General features: G+C 56.6%; 15 protein-coding genes. 10 read left to right on the forward strand and 5 right to left on the reverse strand.

Features of this window, described 5'->3' with window-relative positions; translation table 11 throughout:
- Positions 1-122 precede the first annotated feature (122 nt).
- The 3 genes from FFV09_RS17380 to mnmL form a co-directional block, all read right to left on the reverse strand.
- Entirely contained in the window at positions 123-1,280 is a 1,158-nt protein-coding gene (locus FFV09_RS17380) for an alpha/beta fold hydrolase (protein WP_141448996.1), read from the reverse strand.
- Between the two features lie 411 nt (positions 1,281-1,691).
- A complete protein-coding gene (mnmM, locus tag FFV09_RS17385; protein ID WP_141448997.1) occupies positions 1,692-2,309 on the reverse strand; it encodes a tRNA 5-(aminomethyl)-2-thiouridylate-methyltransferase MnmM in 618 nt (205 codons plus the stop codon).
- Between the two features lie 4 nt (positions 2,310-2,313).
- On the reverse strand, positions 2,314-3,276 hold the full coding sequence (gene mnmL / locus FFV09_RS17390; protein WP_141448998.1) for a tRNA modification radical SAM protein MnmL/YtqA: 963 nt from the start codon (positions 3,274-3,276) through the stop codon (positions 2,314-2,316).
- A 297-nt stretch (positions 3,277-3,573) separates the two neighbouring features.
- Between mnmL and FFV09_RS17395 the strand changes: the two genes are divergently transcribed.
- Both FFV09_RS17395 and trmB read left to right on the forward strand, forming a co-directional pair.
- Positions 3,574-3,759 carry a hypothetical protein gene (locus FFV09_RS17395; RefSeq protein WP_141448999.1) on the forward strand — a complete coding sequence of 62 codons (186 nt, stop codon included), beginning with the start codon at positions 3,574-3,576 and terminating at the stop codon, positions 3,757-3,759.
- 286 nt (positions 3,760-4,045) lie between these two features.
- Positions 4,046-4,846, forward strand: a complete 801-nt coding sequence (gene trmB, locus FFV09_RS17400) for a tRNA (guanosine(46)-N7)-methyltransferase TrmB (RefSeq protein WP_141449000.1) — start codon at positions 4,046-4,048, stop codon at positions 4,844-4,846.
- Positions 4,847-5,263: 417 nt separating this feature from the next.
- Here trmB and FFV09_RS17405 read toward each other — a convergent pair whose 3' ends face one another.
- Complete coding sequence (locus tag FFV09_RS17405) at positions 5,264-6,406, reverse strand: MGDG synthase family glycosyltransferase (RefSeq protein ID WP_141449001.1); 1,143 nt, start codon at positions 6,404-6,406, stop codon at positions 5,264-5,266.
- 117 nt (positions 6,407-6,523) lie between these two features.
- On the reverse strand, positions 6,524-7,051 hold the full coding sequence (locus tag FFV09_RS17410) for a phosphatase PAP2 family protein (protein ID WP_141449002.1): 528 nt from the start codon (positions 7,049-7,051) through the stop codon (positions 6,524-6,526).
- 609 nt (positions 7,052-7,660) lie between these two features.
- Between FFV09_RS17410 and FFV09_RS17415 the strand changes: the two genes are divergently transcribed.
- The 8 genes from FFV09_RS17415 to FFV09_RS17450 all read left to right on the forward strand — a co-directional run bounded on the left by FFV09_RS17415 (position 7,661) and on the right by FFV09_RS17450 (position 15,504).
- Positions 7,661-8,899: a glycosyltransferase family 2 protein gene (locus FFV09_RS17415; RefSeq protein WP_141449003.1), complete on the forward strand. Its 1,239-nt coding sequence runs from the start codon at positions 7,661-7,663 to the stop codon at positions 8,897-8,899.
- A 316-nt stretch (positions 8,900-9,215) separates the two neighbouring features.
- Positions 9,216-9,713, forward strand: coding sequence for a translation initiation factor IF-3 (gene infC / locus FFV09_RS17420; protein WP_141449004.1), 498 nt, complete (start codon positions 9,216-9,218; stop codon positions 9,711-9,713).
- Between the two features lie 12 nt (positions 9,714-9,725).
- Positions 9,726-9,926 (forward strand): 50S ribosomal protein L35, encoded by a 201-nt coding sequence (gene rpmI / locus FFV09_RS17425; protein WP_141449005.1) that lies wholly within the window; start codon positions 9,726-9,728, stop codon positions 9,924-9,926.
- Between the two features lie 33 nt (positions 9,927-9,959).
- Complete coding sequence (rplT, locus tag FFV09_RS17430) at positions 9,960-10,319, forward strand: 50S ribosomal protein L20 (RefSeq protein WP_141449006.1); 360 nt, start codon at positions 9,960-9,962, stop codon at positions 10,317-10,319.
- A 384-nt stretch (positions 10,320-10,703) separates the two neighbouring features.
- The gene (locus tag FFV09_RS17435) at positions 10,704-11,750 is read left to right on the forward strand and encodes a BMP family lipoprotein (RefSeq protein WP_141449007.1); all 1,047 of its coding nucleotides are present in this window, start codon (positions 10,704-10,706) and stop codon (positions 11,748-11,750) included.
- A gap of 174 nt (positions 11,751-11,924) precedes the next feature.
- Positions 11,925-13,460, forward strand: a complete 1,536-nt coding sequence (locus FFV09_RS17440) for an ABC transporter ATP-binding protein (protein WP_141449008.1) — start codon at positions 11,925-11,927, stop codon at positions 13,458-13,460.
- A complete protein-coding gene (locus FFV09_RS17445) occupies positions 13,457-14,533 on the forward strand; it encodes an ABC transporter permease (protein WP_141449009.1) in 1,077 nt (358 codons plus the stop codon). Before FFV09_RS17440 ends, FFV09_RS17445 begins: the two co-directional genes overlap by 4 nt.
- Positions 14,533-15,504 (forward strand): ABC transporter permease, encoded by a 972-nt coding sequence (locus FFV09_RS17450; RefSeq protein WP_141449010.1) that lies wholly within the window; start codon positions 14,533-14,535, stop codon positions 15,502-15,504. The genes FFV09_RS17445 and FFV09_RS17450 overlap by 1 nt, the downstream gene beginning before the upstream one ends.
- Positions 15,505-15,873 lie beyond the last annotated feature (369 nt).

The raw sequence follows: 15,873 nt of genomic DNA on the forward strand, positions 1-15,873 counted from the left end.
TGGAGAGGTTGATGCTGAAATCCGTTGATGTTGAATCGTTGATGCTGAAATCCGTTGATGTTGAATCGTTGATGCTGAAATACGTTGATTGTTGGACGCGTTTATATCGAACGCGTTTTTTTCTAGCGTGCGGACGACGGAAAATGCCCGTCGAGCCAGACAATCCAGTCGGCGATCACTTCGTCGCGATTGGTCTCGAAGGCAAGTTCGTGCCGCGCTTCGGGATACAGCCGGCATTCCAGGTCTTCCAGGCCGGCTTGTTCGTAGACGCTTCTGAGATGATCCAGGCCGTTTGCTCCGCCGACCGGATCGAACTCGCCGCAGCAGAGCAGAAGCGGCTTGGATCGGTCCAGCCGCTGCGCCAGGCCGGGCTGCTGGAGTTCCAGCAGCAGCTGGAAAAAGTCGCGGTAAAATCCGCAGCTGAACAACGTCCGTCCGTAGAGGCGCGCGAATTCGTCGACCGCGTCTTCGTCCCGCGACAGCCAGTCGAAGCGGGTGCGGCGCGGCTTGAAGCCTCTGCCGAACGGGCCGAACACGAGCGCGTTCAGCGCCGGCGACGAGAAAGCCGGCGACAGCAGCCGCGCCTCCGCGGCGGCCAGCGCCGCTCCGAGCTTGAGCGGCAGTTCGGCGCGCTCGCCGCCGCTGCCTGTCAGCATGAAGCCGGCATATTCCGCCGGACGGTCGGCCATCAGCTTGCGGGCGAGAAACGAGCCCATGCTGTGGCCAAGCAGCACGACCGGCGCGCCCGGATGGCGCCGGCGAATCTCCGCCGTCACCTTCAGCAGGTCGCGGCACATGCCGTTCAGCGCATCGGGCCCGGCGTAGCCCTGGCGCAGCGGTCCGGCCGGCGTATCGCCGACCGTACGGCCGTGGCCGCGATGATCGCCGGCGTACACGGCATAGCCCGCCGCGTTCAGCGCCGCGGCGAGCCCGGCGTAGCGGCCGCCGTTCTCGCCCATGCCGTGCGAAATCTGCACGACGGCCCGGGGGTGTTCCAGCGGCCAGGCGCTGACGCACACCGATACCCCGTCCGCGCCTTCGAGCATGAACGAAGGCGCGGGCGGAGCTTCCTGCTCGCGTCGTTCACGCGACGGTTCGCGCTTGCGGGCTGCGCCGCCGCTGCGCCGCTCGCGTTCTTTTGGCGATTCGCTGCCGCTGCGCCGCTCGCGCGCAAGCGCGGCGGAGAACCGGCTTCGCCCCGGGATGCGGGCCGTTCCCGCTCCCGACGGCTTGGATGGCGCGGCCGGGTGCGCCGCGGCCTTATGCAGTCGATTGAGCATAAGAAGGTCACTCCTTTCATGAGTTGATGATTGAATAATTCTATTCTTCGCTTGTTCGCCGGATACCGTGTTCAAGTGATGATTTTCCGTCCTTTATCTGTCTGTCATCTGTCTGTCATCTGTCCGTTATCTGCTGTGATCTGCCGTCATCCGTCTGCTATCTTTCCGCTATTTTCAACCTGAGCGAAAATGTCCTTCTGTTGAGGTATACCCATTTTTCTGGGTATTCGATTGCAAACCGCCCAAATACGCGCAAAGAAAAACGCAAAAAACGCAAACCAAAAAAACCGGGAGAACGGCTCTCCCGGTTTTTCGGCTGCGCAAGGTCGGGCCTGCGCGCCACGCCGCGCGTCTGCGCCTCGACGCTTGCGGCTTGCCGCGGCTTAACGTGCTGTAATCGCGCCGACGGCGTCAGACCTTTTCGACCGCGATCAGATAAGGCGCGGCCGGCCGCTGCGGCTGGCGGTACGAGATGACCCGCGCCTGCGCGCCCGGCAGCTCGCTTGCCCAGCGCTCGACGGCCGCCGCTTCGACGCCGCCCCCGTCATGGGCGGGGTACAGCACCGCGGTCAGGATGCCTTTGGGCCGCAGCAGCGACAGCGCCGCTTCAAGCGCGGGCAGCGTCGACGCCGGCGTCGTCATGACGCGGGAATCTTCGGCACCCGGCAGGTAGCCGAGATTGAACATAACGGCTCCGACCCGGCCGCGGCAGTCCGGCGGCAGCGCCTCCGCCATCTCCGCATGGCTGCGCAGCAGCAGCTCCACGGAAGCGAGCTTCGCGCCCGCTTTGCGGGAGCGCCGGTCCGGGCCGTCGTCCGCTTCGCGCTCGCGGTCGAGCCGCTCCCGTGCCTGGTCCAGCGCCGCCTGCTGGACGTCGAAGCCGTATACGCGGCCGCGTGTCTTGGCCAGCCGGGCGAGAAAGACCAGATCCGCGCCCGTGCCGACCGTGGCATCGATCGCGATCTCGCCGGGCTGAAGCCTTTTTTGAATCAGCTGTTGGGTGAAGTTGAGCACCGATACGAATCCCATCGGATTACCCTCTCCAGTATTTGCCCTGCCAAGTGCCTCGGTGCTCCAGTTCGGCGTCGATGCCGTTGAGCACTTCCCACTTTTTGAGGCTCCACATCGGGCCGACGAGCAGATCGCGCGGCGCGTCGCCCGTCAGGCGATGCACGATCATGTCCGGCGGCAGAATCTCCAGCGTGTCGGCGATCAGACCGATATATTCGTCCCGCTCCAGGAAGCGGAGCAGACCGGCTTCGTACTGCTTGACCATCGGCGTTTTGCGCATCAGGTGCAGCAGGTGGATCTTGATGCCCTGCACGTCCATGTTCGCCACGGCGCGCCCGGTGTCCAGCATCATTTCGTGCGTTTCCTGCGGCAGGCCGTAGATAATATGCGCGCATACGCGGATGCCCCGCGCCCGAAGTTTCGACACCGCTTCTTCGTAGCAGGCCGTATCGTGCGCCCGGTTGATCAGCGTGGACGTCGATTCGTGGATCGTCTGCAGGCCCATTTCGACCCACAGATACGTCCGTTCGTTCAGTTCCGCCAAATAATCGATCACGTCGTCCGGCAGGCAGTCCGGCCGCGTGGCGATCGCAAGGCCGACCACGCCCGGCTGCTTGAGGATTTCTTCATAATACTCGCGCAGCGTCTCAAGCGGCGCGTACGTATTCGTATAAGCCTGGAAATACCCGATATATTTGGCGCTCGGCCATTTCAGGTGCTGGCGGTCGCGAATATTGTTGAACTGCGTGACCAGATCGTCGCGTCGGCTGCCGGCGAAGTCGCCCGATCCGCGCGCGCTGCAGAACGTGCAGCCGCCCGTGGCAATGGAGCCGTCGCGGTTGGGGCAGGAGAAGCCGGCGTCAAGCATGACCTTGAACACTTTGTCGCCGAATTGGTCGTGCATTTCGGTGTTCCACGTATGAAACCGTTTGTCGCTCCACAGCAGCGGCGTTTCCGGTTCGATGATCGAAGTAGAGGAAAACATGGGTCGAACTCCTTTCGGGATGGACCCCATTCATGGAAAATGAACGGGTTGTCAGTCAATCCTTAATTCTAGCAAAACCCGGCCGAAGAAAAAAGAAAAAGATCGGTGAACACGGAAAAAAGGGACAAAATAAAAAGTAAAAATATTTAATTTTGCGCTTGATATATCTTACATGGATGTGTTATATTTATCTCAAGATCGGATTACCGGAAAAACAGCGTCATATCAACGATGGTAACGCTATCTTTTATTCCGGCACACGCCGATTATTTTAGAGAAATGAAGAGGTGATTGACGATGACGACTCAATTTGCAGCGAATCATTCGGACGAGAAGATCGCAGTCGAGCTGACCCGTGAAGAAGCGCTGGCACTGACCGGCGTACGTTTCCACAACGGACACAAGATTGAAGTGGATGCCCGTAAGAAAATTCGCAGTGCTTTTGAAAAGGCATTCGATATTGCCGCGGATCCTGCGGAATAAACGAGCACGAGGCGCGAACCTGCGTCTTTTCGGTTAACCGGATTACCCATCCCGGCATAGATGCGCGGCGGCAGGCGAGAGTTTGACCGCAAGACGCGCAAGAAGCCCTTCCTCGCGGAAGGGCTTTTTTTCGTTTCCGAAACGGGAGGAGCGGCGCCCGGCCTGCTTGATCGTGCTTTTGATCTTTACTTTTCGCGGGAACTTCGGCACAATAAGGCGGAGGCTGGCCGGGAAGCGCAGCGATTTGGCGACCGCCGAGCCGAGATTTTTATAGCGGAGGAATGACATGCGTTTACGCGGAAGAAAAGGAATCCGGGAAAACCTGGAGGCACAGCCGGAATTGGTTGTCCTCGAACCGGAACAGTATAAGGGACGTTGGGCCGAGTTGTTCGGCAACGACCGTCCGATCTATGTGGAACTCGGAATGGGCAAGGGACGTTTCATCAGCGGCACGAGCGTGCGCAATCCCGAAGCGAACTTTATCGGTATCGACATGTACGACGAACTCGTTCGCCGGGCCAGCGAAAAAGCGAGAGCCGCCTGGTCGGAGCTCGGTCACGAGACGCCGCCGAGCCTGATGCTCGCGCGTGCCAACGTCGAGAAGCTCGAAGATATTTTTGCGCCGGGCGAACTGGAACGCATCTATTTGAACTTCAGCGATCCGTGGCCGAAAAAGAAACATGCCCGCCGCCGTCTGACGCATCCCCGTTTCCTGGAGATGTACAAGCGCGTGCTCAACACCGACGGACAGATCCATTTCAAGACCGATTCGGAGACGCTGTTCGAATTCTCGCTGAACTCGTTCGCGGACTCCGGTCTTCAGATGACGAATATCAGCTTGAACCTGCACCGCGACGGCATCAACGAAGAACACGTCATGACGGAATACGAGCATAAATTTATGGGCAAAGGCATGAACATCCATCGCTGCGAAGTCGTGATCGGCGAGCGCGCGCTGGAGCGCTACGACGAGATCCGTATGGAGCCTTACCGCATCTCGCCCGACGAGAGAGCCGCTCTCGCCGCCGAAGAAGCCGAGGAGCTGCTGCAAGTTTCCGCAAGCGAGAAGTCCGAGAGCGAAGACTGATCTTTGCTCTGCGCCGTACAATCAAGGGCAGACCGTTCACGGGAAGAATGATTCCCGAACGGCCTGCCCTTTTTTGCTGTTCTTTTCCTGCTGTCCTTTTGAGTGATGCCCTTTTCCCCTACCCTCAAAAAACGGCCGAAGAAGCCGGCATTTTCGGCATTCGCGCAGCCTAGGCATTTCGATCCGTTGTTGGACGGCCCACAGGCATAGGGGAAGTTTCAGTGAAGGAACGATAGTGTTCGCCTTTGCAATCGGGAAGTCTCCGCCTGAGTCTGATCCAGCTTCCCGATTGCAACAAGCGACCGTAACGAAACTTTCCCGGCGCCGTTTTAAGGCCAGCCGACGAATAGGATCTACCCGCCTGTGCCTATCCAGCGAATCCCCACAAAAAAGGCGTCTTCCCTGAGCCAGATCCGCTCAGAGAGACACCTTATTCGTCGTTTCCAAAATCTCAATAATCCGTTTGGCGCTCTGCATCGGGCGCAGCTTCTCGATGTTCAGCCGGCTTTCCGCGCGGCGTCTCGCCAGTTCCGCGTATTCGTCCTCGTCGATCAGCCGGGACATCCATTTGCCGACGACCTCAAGCGAAGACAGCCGTTCTCCCCAGCCTTTGCTGGTGAAATACTCGCAGTTTTCTTCTTCCTGGCCGGGCAGCGGATTGTGGAACAGCATCGGGATCGCTTTGGCAAGCCCTTCGGTGCACGTCATGCCGCCCGGCTTCGTAATAAGCAGGTCGGACGCTTCCATCAGCTTGTCGATTTCTTTGGTATATCCGATCACGTGCACGTTCTCGTGCTGGAAGCGCGGATCTTTTTTGAGTTTGCGCATTCCTTTTTCGTTGCTGCCGACGCAGAAGACGAGCTGGATGTCCTGACGCCAGCGCGTGAGATACGGATTGAGCACGTCTCCGTTCATCAAGCCCCAACCTCCGCTCATGACGAGCACGGTCGGCATGTCCTTGAGGCCCATGTCCTGCAAAATGCCGGCTTTGACCGGATGTTCCCAGAAGCTCGGATGGACGGGAATGCCGGTCACATCGATACGAAACGGCGATACGCCGCGGTGCAGCACCTTGTTCTTGACTTCCTGCGTAGAGACGAGATAATGGTCGACGCCCGAACTGATCCAGGTGCCGTGCGCGTCGTAATCGGTAATGACGGTGCACAGCGGCACGCGGAGCCCCAGACGCTTGAGCCGGGAGATGACCGCGCTCGGAATCGGATGCGTGCAGACGACGAGATCCGGCTTGAGCTGCTCGATGACTTCGCGCGCGTGCGCGTAGAACAGCCGGTGCAGCGCGAGCGTCGTCAGGCGGTTGAGCGACTTCTTGTACTGCTGCTTGTACATCATGCTTACGAAACGGGGCTGCGTTACGACCGTTTTCTTGTAGGCGTTGATGAACAGCGGCGCGACTTTCGGGTTCAGAAAGCTTCCGAGTTCCAGCACCCGGGTCTGAACGTCGGGAGAAAGCTTGCGGAGGCTGCCGGACAGGGCGTAGGCGGCCCGCGTATGTCCGGTGCCGAAACCTTCCGACAGGATCAGCACTCTGTATTTGGACACGTTTTTCGTCACCTTTTTCGGAAAAGCCCGCCGCCTGCGCCGAAGGACGCGGGAAGACGGGCCGATTTTTCGATTCGCCTGTGTAGACAGGCTTCTTCTCCTTCTACGATAGCCTCTTTAAGGCCATAATGCAACCGTAAGCCAAGCGGTCAGGGAGCCGATCACGCCTCCCGCGAGCACGTCCGACGGGTAGTGCAGGCCGAGGTACATGCGGGACGTTCCTACAATTAAGGCGACGGGAAGCAGGATGACCGTGGTCCACGGGATCAGGATCATGAGCGGGACGGTTACGGAAAAGACGGCGGTCGTGTGTCCGGACGGAAAAGAATGGTCCACGAGCGGATTGCGAAACGTGTTCGTCTCCGGCAGCGCCAGATGCGGACGCACGCGCGGATACAGCTTCTTGGCGATCGCGACCGGAATATGGCTCACGGCAAGCGCGACGAGCGAGTGCAGAGCCGCGGAATTCCACGGAGCCGGAGCCAGCCAGGAGGCGAGGACGGTCGCCGAAATGGTGAAAGTGGCGCCGCCCAGATGCGTCAGGTAATAAAGCACGATACTGAGAACGCGATGGTGCAGACGTCCGTTTACCCATTTGAAAATGCGCTGGTCCAATTGGCTCAGCTTGATCAGCAGGCTACGCATGACATACCTCCGGAGAAAGAGCCCGGCGATTACAGAAGGCGACGGGACTATCTTTTTTTGCTGCCGGGGCTCGCCGGCTTGGGCGCTTTCCGTTCCGTGACGGCGCCGAAGCCGGGTCCGAGCAAAACGGCAGTTCGTAAGTGCGGCAACAATTTTGACTCTATCAACCCCGAATTATACAATGATTCAAGGCAATTATAATAGGGTTAAAAAAAATTAACCGAATTTGCCCAACTTTTATCAGGCAACTTGCGTTTATTATTCGGAGGCAGGGAGAACGGGAGGTGGGCCGGTTCCGAAAAGGCCGTACGCCACGGGACCAAAAGCTCGAAAGTCGGCGATATCCGCACCTAAACGGCGATGCGGAAGCGAACCGACCACCCGCCGCGGCGAATTCGGGCGCAAATGCTCGCTTTTTTGCCCCGCAGCGCGAATTCACGGTTTTGACAAATGGTCGCAAAATCGCCAGAATCGAAAAGAACGATTTCCTAAAAGTACAAAACAAAAATGGGTCATTCAAAGTCGCTATGGAACGCAAGGCACAGAGAATACACACACACAAAATCTTTCTGTGTACATAGGGGTAACAAAAAGGGGGTTCAACCAACCATGCTGCAAGCATTATTCATGACGCTCCAGGTGCTGCTGGCCGTAATCGGGGTTTACCAATTCGGCTTCGCACTGTTCGGGCTGTACAAAAAGAAACGGGAGAAGTCGTTCGATCCGCAAAAGTCGTTCGCCATTTTGGTTGCGGCGCACAACGAAGAAGAGGTCATCGGGGCGCTGATGGAAAACCTGAAGCACCTGAAATACCCGCGTGAGCTGTACGACGTATTCGTTATCTGCGACAACTGCACGGACAAGACGGCCGACATCGTGCGCGAGCACGGCTGGAACGCCTGCGTTCGCGTCAACCCGAACCTGCGCGGCAAAGGCTACGCAATCGAGTGGATGCTGGAAGAGCTCTGGAAGCTTGACCGCGAGTATGACGGCATCGTCATGCTGGACGCCGACAACCTGGCGCACCGCGATTTCCTGATCGGCATGAACGACGATCTGTGCAAAGGCGCCAAAGTCATTCAGGGTTATATCGACACGAAGAACCCGAACGATTCGTGGATTACGGCCGCTTACGGTATCTCGTACTGGTACATCAACCGGTTGTGGCAGCTGTCGCGTCACAATCTGAACATGGCCAACTTCCTCGGCGGCACGGGCATGTGCTTCGACAACAAGCTGCTCAAGGAAATGGGCTGGGGCGCAACGAGCCTCGTGGAAGATCTGGAGTTCACGATGCGCTGCGTCGAACGCGGCGTGTATCCGAAGTTCAACTACTACGCGAAGATTTACGACGAGAAGCCTTTGACGTTCAAAGCGTCTTCCGTTCAACGCCTGCGCTGGATGCAGGGACACTTCACCGTGGCGCGGAAATACTTTTTCCCGCTGCTGTGGAAGAGCATCCGCGATTTCAGCATCGTCAAGTTCGATATGGCGCTGTACGCGGTTAACGTGTACATCGTGCTGCTGACGCTGATGCTGACGGTCGTGCTGTACGGCGACATCGCGCTGTTCGGCGGTCCGCACCTGCTGACCATGTACGACTATTTGCCGCTGTGGGTAGCCGCAGGCGCCATCGTCGCACAGGTTGCCGTGTTCTTCGTCGCCATGATCCTGGAAAAGGTCAAATCGTGGAAAGTGTACGCGTACATGCTGCTCTTCCCGATCTACCTGCTGTCGTGGTTCCCGATTACGTTCTACGCGTTCTTCACGCAGAACAACAAGCAGTGGAGCCACACCAAGCATACCCGGGTCGTGCGCATCGACGAGATGCAGAGCGAACAGAGCTAAGCAGCCCGGCACGCTTCCGAATAATTCGGCAGATAAAAGTTTTGAAAAAGACTTTACATTCTGCCGATTATCCGGTATAGTAGTCAAAGTGTTGTTTAACCATTACTTTTCAACAAGGATTCAAAAGCAGAAGCTCCGCTTCTCACCTGCCCGGCACCGTCGGCTGGTTCCCGATCCGATCGTTTATGAAGATTACTCTCATGAAGATTGAAGATCACCGGGATGCGGACAGTTTGTCCGTATCCCTTTTATTATGGGCAAATAAGCCCTTGCAACAAACTCGATTCGGAGGTGGACGGTTATTAGTAAGGACCATATGATCAATGAGGAAATCCGGGCGCGCGAAGTACGCCTGGTAGGCGCAGAAGGCGAACAAATCGGAATCAAGCCGATTCGTGAAGCGCTTCAGATGGCAGCAGACCTGAATTTGGATTTGGTGAACATGGCGCCACAAGCGAAACCGCCGGTTTGCCGGATCATGGATTACGGCAAGTTCCGTTATGAGCAGCAGAAGAAAGACAAGGAAGCCCGCAAGAATCAGAAGATCGTCGAGCTCAAAGAAGTTCGCTTCAGCGCGAATATCGAAGAGCACGATTATCAGACGAAACTTCGCAACGTGGTGAAATTCCTCGAAGCCGGCGACAAAGTGAAATGCTCCGTGCGTTTCCGCGGCCGCGAGATCACGCACGCTTCGCTCGGCCAAAGAGTGCTCGAACGCGTTCGGAACGAAGTGGCGGAACTGTCCGTCGTCGACCGTCAGCCTAAGCTCGAAGGCCGCAGCATGATTATGATTTTGGGTCCGAAAAACCAATAGGGGGAAAGTACAATGCCTAAAATGAAAACACACAGCAGTCTGAAAGGCCGGTTCAAAATTACGGGTACCGGCAAAGTCACTCGTTACAGCTCGCACAAAAACCACCTGCTTTCGCACAAATCCAAGCGCGCAAAGCGTAACCTCAAAGCCGATCATTTGATGGCTCCGGGTGACGTTAAGCGTCTGGCACAAGGACTCAAGCAACTGAAATAGTCTCACACATAACCGACTGGGAGGTCTTTAGATATGGCAAGAGTGAAGGGCGGATTTGTAACACGTCGTCGTCATAAAAAAGTATTGAAGCTGGCAAAGGGTTATTTCGGTTCGAAACACCGCATTTTCAAAACCGCGAAAGAGCAAGTCAACAAATCGTTGGTGTACGCTTACCGCGACCGTCGTCAGACGAAACGCAACTTCCGCAAACTGTGGATCGTTCGTATCAACGCGGCAGCACGCCAAAGCGGACTTTCGTACAGCAAAATGATGCACGGCCTCAAACTGGCAGGCATCGACGTGAACCGCAAAATGCTGGCTGACCTGGCTGTAAACGACCTTACGGCGTTCAACACCCTGGCATCCGCAGCAAAAGAAAAAATCAACGCGTAACACGAGCGTCGACAAGGCTCCTTTCCCGAAATTCATATTTCGCGGCAGGGGCCTTTTTCTATGCGTAAAAAAAGATGGATTTGGGCCGCTTTGTTTAGCCCTTTAACGCGTTTAGACGATGGTTCCTTAAATGAAGAAAGAGATTGTTCGTTATTAAGTCACAACGCATGTAAAGTTTGACAAAGGTAAGCGGTATCATATCTGGAAATACGAATTTTATTTTTGAAACGCCTTTTTAACAGTAGATTTTGTCCGGTCCTGAATGTATAATCTGTAAAGCGAAAGCATACCTGATGAGAGAGACGGTTGCGGTCCGGGAACTCCGGAACATACGACAAGCGCTCGCCTTACGCAGGCAAAGATCCTAAGGGGGAACTATCCAAAATGAAAAAAGCTGTAAAATTCTCGATCTTCATGCTGTTGGCCTTCTCGCTCGTCTTGGCCGCATGCGGCAACAATAACAGCGGCGGCGGAACGGCTGCGACAGGCAGCGAAGGCGAAGCGGGCACGGCAGCCAAAAGCGATATCAAAATCGCGATGGTTACCGACACCGGCGGCGTAAACGACAAGTCGTTCAACCAAACTTCGTGGGAAGCTCTGCAAGCGCTTGAGAAAGAACAAGGCATTACGGTCAAGTACCTGCAAAGTAAAAGCGAAGCGGACTATCAGCCTAACCTCAACCAATTCGTCAAAGACGGATATAACCTCACTTGGGGCATCGGTTTCGCCCTCGAAAGCGCACTGAAAGATATCGCCGGCCAAAACCCGGATTCCAATTTCGCGATCATCGACGCGGCTGTTGACGCGCCGAACGTCGAATCCGTTCTGTTCTCCGAAAACGAAGGCGCGTTCCTCGTTGGCGTAGTTGCGGGCAAAATGACGAAAACGAACAAAATCGGCTTCGTCGGCGGTATGGATTCCCCGACGATCAAAAAGTTCGAAGTCGGCTTCAAAGCCGGAATCGAAGCTTCGAATCCTGAAGCGCAATTCACTTCCGTATACGCAAGCGGATTCGACAAGCCGGACGAAGGCAAATCGGCTGCGGCAACTCTGTACAACGACGGCGCGGACATCGTGTTCCAAGCGGCCGGCGGCACAGGAACAGGCGTATTCAACGAAGCGCTGGACCGCAAGAACCAAGGCCAGGAAGTATGGGTTATCGGCGTAGACAAAGACCAATCGATCGAATTCGGCACCGAAGTTACGCTGACTTCGATGATCAAGCGCGTAGACGTAGCGATGAAGACCGTTTCGCAGCAGGTCATCGACGGAACGTTCAAAGGCGGCACGATCACGACTCTGGGTCTTAAGGACGACGGCGTAGGCATTGCCGACACTTCGAGCGTCAACGTACCGCAAGAAGTGCTGGACGAAGTGCAATCGTACAAAGAAAAAATCGTGAACGGCGAAATTAAGGTTCCTGCCGAATAATCGTTATCCATGAAGATTTACATGATATAATACTTTCGACAAGGCCGGTTCCTTGAACCGGCCTTGTCGTTACGTTTACCGCTAAATCGAACACTTTGCGTCGGCCCGATCCCGTATTTTCTGCTGAAAAGGGGTAGGGTCGGCGCACTACTATGAAGAATGAAGGGTGATTCCATGGCTGCTGCAGCTCCCGTTGTCGAGTTAAAGCAAATAACGAAGCGTTTTCCCGGAATCGTCGCCAACGATTCGATCAGCATCCAGCTGCAAAAGGGCGAAATTCATGCCCTGCTCGGCGAGAACGGTGCAGGCAAATCGACACTGATGAATATCCTGTTCGGGCTGTATCAGCCGGACGAAGGCCACATCGAGATTAATGGGAACAAAGTCGCAATCGACAGTCCGAACAAAGCGATCGATCTCGGAATCGGCATGGTCCACCAGCATTTCAAGCTGGTTCAACCGTTTACCGTAACCGAAAATATCATTCTCGGCATGGAACCTGCCAAAGCGGGCATCCAGATCGATTACAAGACCGCTTCGGAAAAAGTGAAAAAGTTGTCCGACCAGTACGGATTCCATATCGATCCGAATGCCAAAATCGAAGATATTTCCGTCGGCATGCAGCAGCGTGTCGAAATTCTCAAAACGCTTTATCGCGGCGCGAACATCCTGATCTTCGACGAACCGACTGCCGTGCTCACTCCGCAGGAAATATCGGAATTGATCGAGATCATGCGCCGGCTCGTGGCCGAAGGCAAGTCGATCATCCTGATTACCCATAAACTGAAAGAAATCATGTCCGTCTCCGATACGGTGACGATCATTCGCCGCGGCAAAGTCGTCGACTCCGTCAAGACGAGCGAGACCAGCCCGTTCGAATTGGCCGAGAAAATGGTCGGACGGAACGTTTCGTTCAAAGTGGACAAAAAGCCGGCCGAACCGGGCGAAATGGCTGTCGAAGTCGAGAACGTATCGATCAAAAACAAAGACGGCATCGCGCTGCTCGACGGCATGACGTTTAACGTGCGCCGCGGCGAAATCGTCGGCGTCGCCGGCGTCGACGGCAACGGGCAGACCGAAATCATCGAAGCGCTGTCCGGCCTGCGCAAGATCGACAGCGGTTCGATCCGCCTCAACGGCAAAGAAATCGGCAGCCATACGCCAAGACAGATTTCCGAAGCGGGCGTCGGCCATATCCCGGAAGACCGGCACAAGCACGGTCTCGTGCTGGACTTTACCGTCAGCGAGAACATGGTGCTTGAGAGCTACTACAAAGAACCTTACACGAAGCGCGGCTTCCTGAATTTCCGCGCGATCAACGATCTGGCCAAGCGTCTCGTCGAGAACTTCGACGTGCGCACGCCGAGCATTCAGACCAAAGCGCGTTCGCTGTCCGGCGGCAACCAGCAAAAAGCGATCATCGCGCGCGAGATCAACAAAAATCCGGACTTCCTGATTGCGGCCCAGCCGACGCGCGGACTCGACGTCGGGGCGATCGAATTCGTGCAGTCGCAGCTGATCCAGCAGCGCGATCAGGGCAAAGCGGTCCTACTCGTGTCGTTCGAACTGGACGAAATTTTGAACGTGTCGGACCGCATTATCGTCGTCTATGAAGGCAAGGTCATCGGCGAAGTGCGTCCGGAAGAGACGAACGACCAGGAGCTTGGCCTGATGATGGCCGGCAGCCGGCAGGGAGGAACGCGAAAATGAATAAATTTCTGAAATGGTTCGCGAGCGATTCGGTCATCGTCTCGCTTGCGGCCATCGTCATGGGCCTGCTGCTTGGCGCCGTCGTCATGATGATCGGCGGCTACAACCCGATCACGGCTTACGGCGCGCTGATCAGCCGGGTCTTCGGCGATCCGTACGGCTTCGGCGAAGCGCTGCGGGAGATGACGCCGCTCGTCCTGACCGGCCTTGCGGTCGCGTTCGCGTTCCGCGCGGGCATGTTCAACATCGGCGCGGAAGGCCAGGTGCTTATGGGCATGACCGGCGCCTCGCTGATCGGCATCAAGCTGACCGGCCTGCCGGCGCTGATCCACGCGCCGCTTGCCATTATCGTAGGCGCCCTGTTCGGCGGACTGTGGGCGGCGCTTGCCGGCTACATCAAAGCCAAGCGCGGCGTCAACGAAGTCATCACGACGATCATGCTGAACTGGACGGCGCTGTTCCTGTGCAACTACCTCGTGCGCACCTTCCTGCTCATGCCGGGCAACCAGCGTTCGGTCGATATTCAACCGAGCGCTTCGATCTCGATCGGCTGGCTGTCGGAGATGATGGGCAACGCGCGCGTGCACTGGGGCATTCTGCTGGCCATGCTCGCTTCGACGTTCTTCTATTACTTCCTGTGGAAAACGAAGCAGGGCTTCGAGCTGCGCGCGGTCGGCAGCAACCCGGAAGCGGCGCGCTATGCCGGGATCAACGTCAACAAGAACATCGTCAAGGCGATGTTTATCAGCGGCGTGTTCGCGGGTCTTGCGGGCGCGTTCGAGACGCTTGGCGTCTTCCATTACCAGAGCGTCTACTCGTCCCTGCCGGGCTACGGCTTTAACGGAATCGCCGTGGCGCTGCTCGGGATGACCCATCCGTTCGGCGTACTTGCCGGCGCGGGCCTGTTCGGTACGCTGACGTACGGCTCCGCGGGCATGAGCTTCGATGCCGGCGTTCCGCCGGAAATTATCCAGATCGTCATCGGATCGATCATATTCTTTATCGCGGCGCAAGGGATCGTTCGCTTTATCCTCAAGCCCGTTTATAAGCGCAAGAAAGAGAAGGTGTTGTAATGGATCTTCTGATATTCGGCAACCTGCTCAATACGACGCTCGTCTTCTCGACCGCCCTGATCTTCGCCGCGCTCGGCGGATTGTTCTCGGAGCGTTCGGGCATCGTGAACATCGGGATTGAAGGTTTGATGGTCTTCGGCGCTTTTGCGGCGGCAGTCGGCACGCATTACGCGGAAGAAGCCGGCATGGGGAGCGGGGCTCCCTGGGTCGGCCTGCTGACCGCAATCGTGGTCGGCGTGCTCGGCTCGCTTATTCACGCCGTAGCGACCATTACGTTCAAAGCGGACCAGACCATCAGCGGCGTGGTCATCAACTTCCTGGCGACCGGCATTACGCTGTACCTCGTGAAGCTGCTGTTCGACGGCGCGGGCGAGACTCCGCTCCTGCTGCACCGTCTGGCGAAGTTGAGCTTCCCGGATCTGGCTTCGATTCCGGTCATCGGTCCGATTCTCGGCGTGGGCGTACTCAACTCGTACCCGACGACGTTCATCGCGATCATTCTCGTCTTCGTGACGTATTACGTCCTGTACAAGACGAAGTTCGGCCTGCGACTGCGGGCGGTCGGCGAACATCCGAGCGCGGCGGACACGATGGGCATCAACGTCAATCGTATGCGCTACATCGGCGTTATGCTGAGCGGCGCGCTGGCCGGTCTCGGCGGCGCGACGATCACGCTGACGACGACCGGACTGTTCTCGCACACGACGATCTCCGGTCAGGGCTTTATCGCCATCGCCGCGCTGATCTTCGGCAAATGGAACCCGCTCGGCATTTTGGGCGCGGCCATGTTCTTCGGCTTCTCGCAGGCGATCCGCAACTACGTGCAGCTGTTCGAATGGTCGGCCAGCATTCCGCAGGATTTCATCCTGATGCTGCCATACGTGCTGACCGTCATCGTGCTCGTCGTGGCGATCGGCAAGTCGAGAGCTCCGGGCGCGCTCGGGGAAGCGTACGACCCCGGCAAGCGCTGAGCCGGCATTCGGTTCGCGGTTTCGGCGCGTTCCGAATGTCTTCTTGGGGAATACCGACTCGAATTCCCGATATCTGGTTATCGCTAGGCATACAACCGCTTTTCTTCCGTTTTTTGATGGAGAAAAGCGGTTTTTGTCTTTCTCTGGCGGACATATCGACTGCCCCGAATGTATGCCGCCGTTCCGGTTTTTGTTTTTTGTTTAAAATAGGTGTTGACTTCGTTAAAACTAAAGTCATATAATAACCCTAACATTCAGCAACAAGCAGTATTGAATAACTGATCGGCTATGAAGAGGACGAAGTTTTAAGGGCTCTTTTGCCAGAGAGCGGGGAAGCAACACGCTGTAATCCACCGCCTTAATCCCTTA

Source organism: Saccharibacillus brassicae, from assembly GCF_006542275.1.
GTDB lineage: Bacteria > Bacillota > Bacilli > Paenibacillales > Paenibacillaceae > Saccharibacillus > Saccharibacillus brassicae.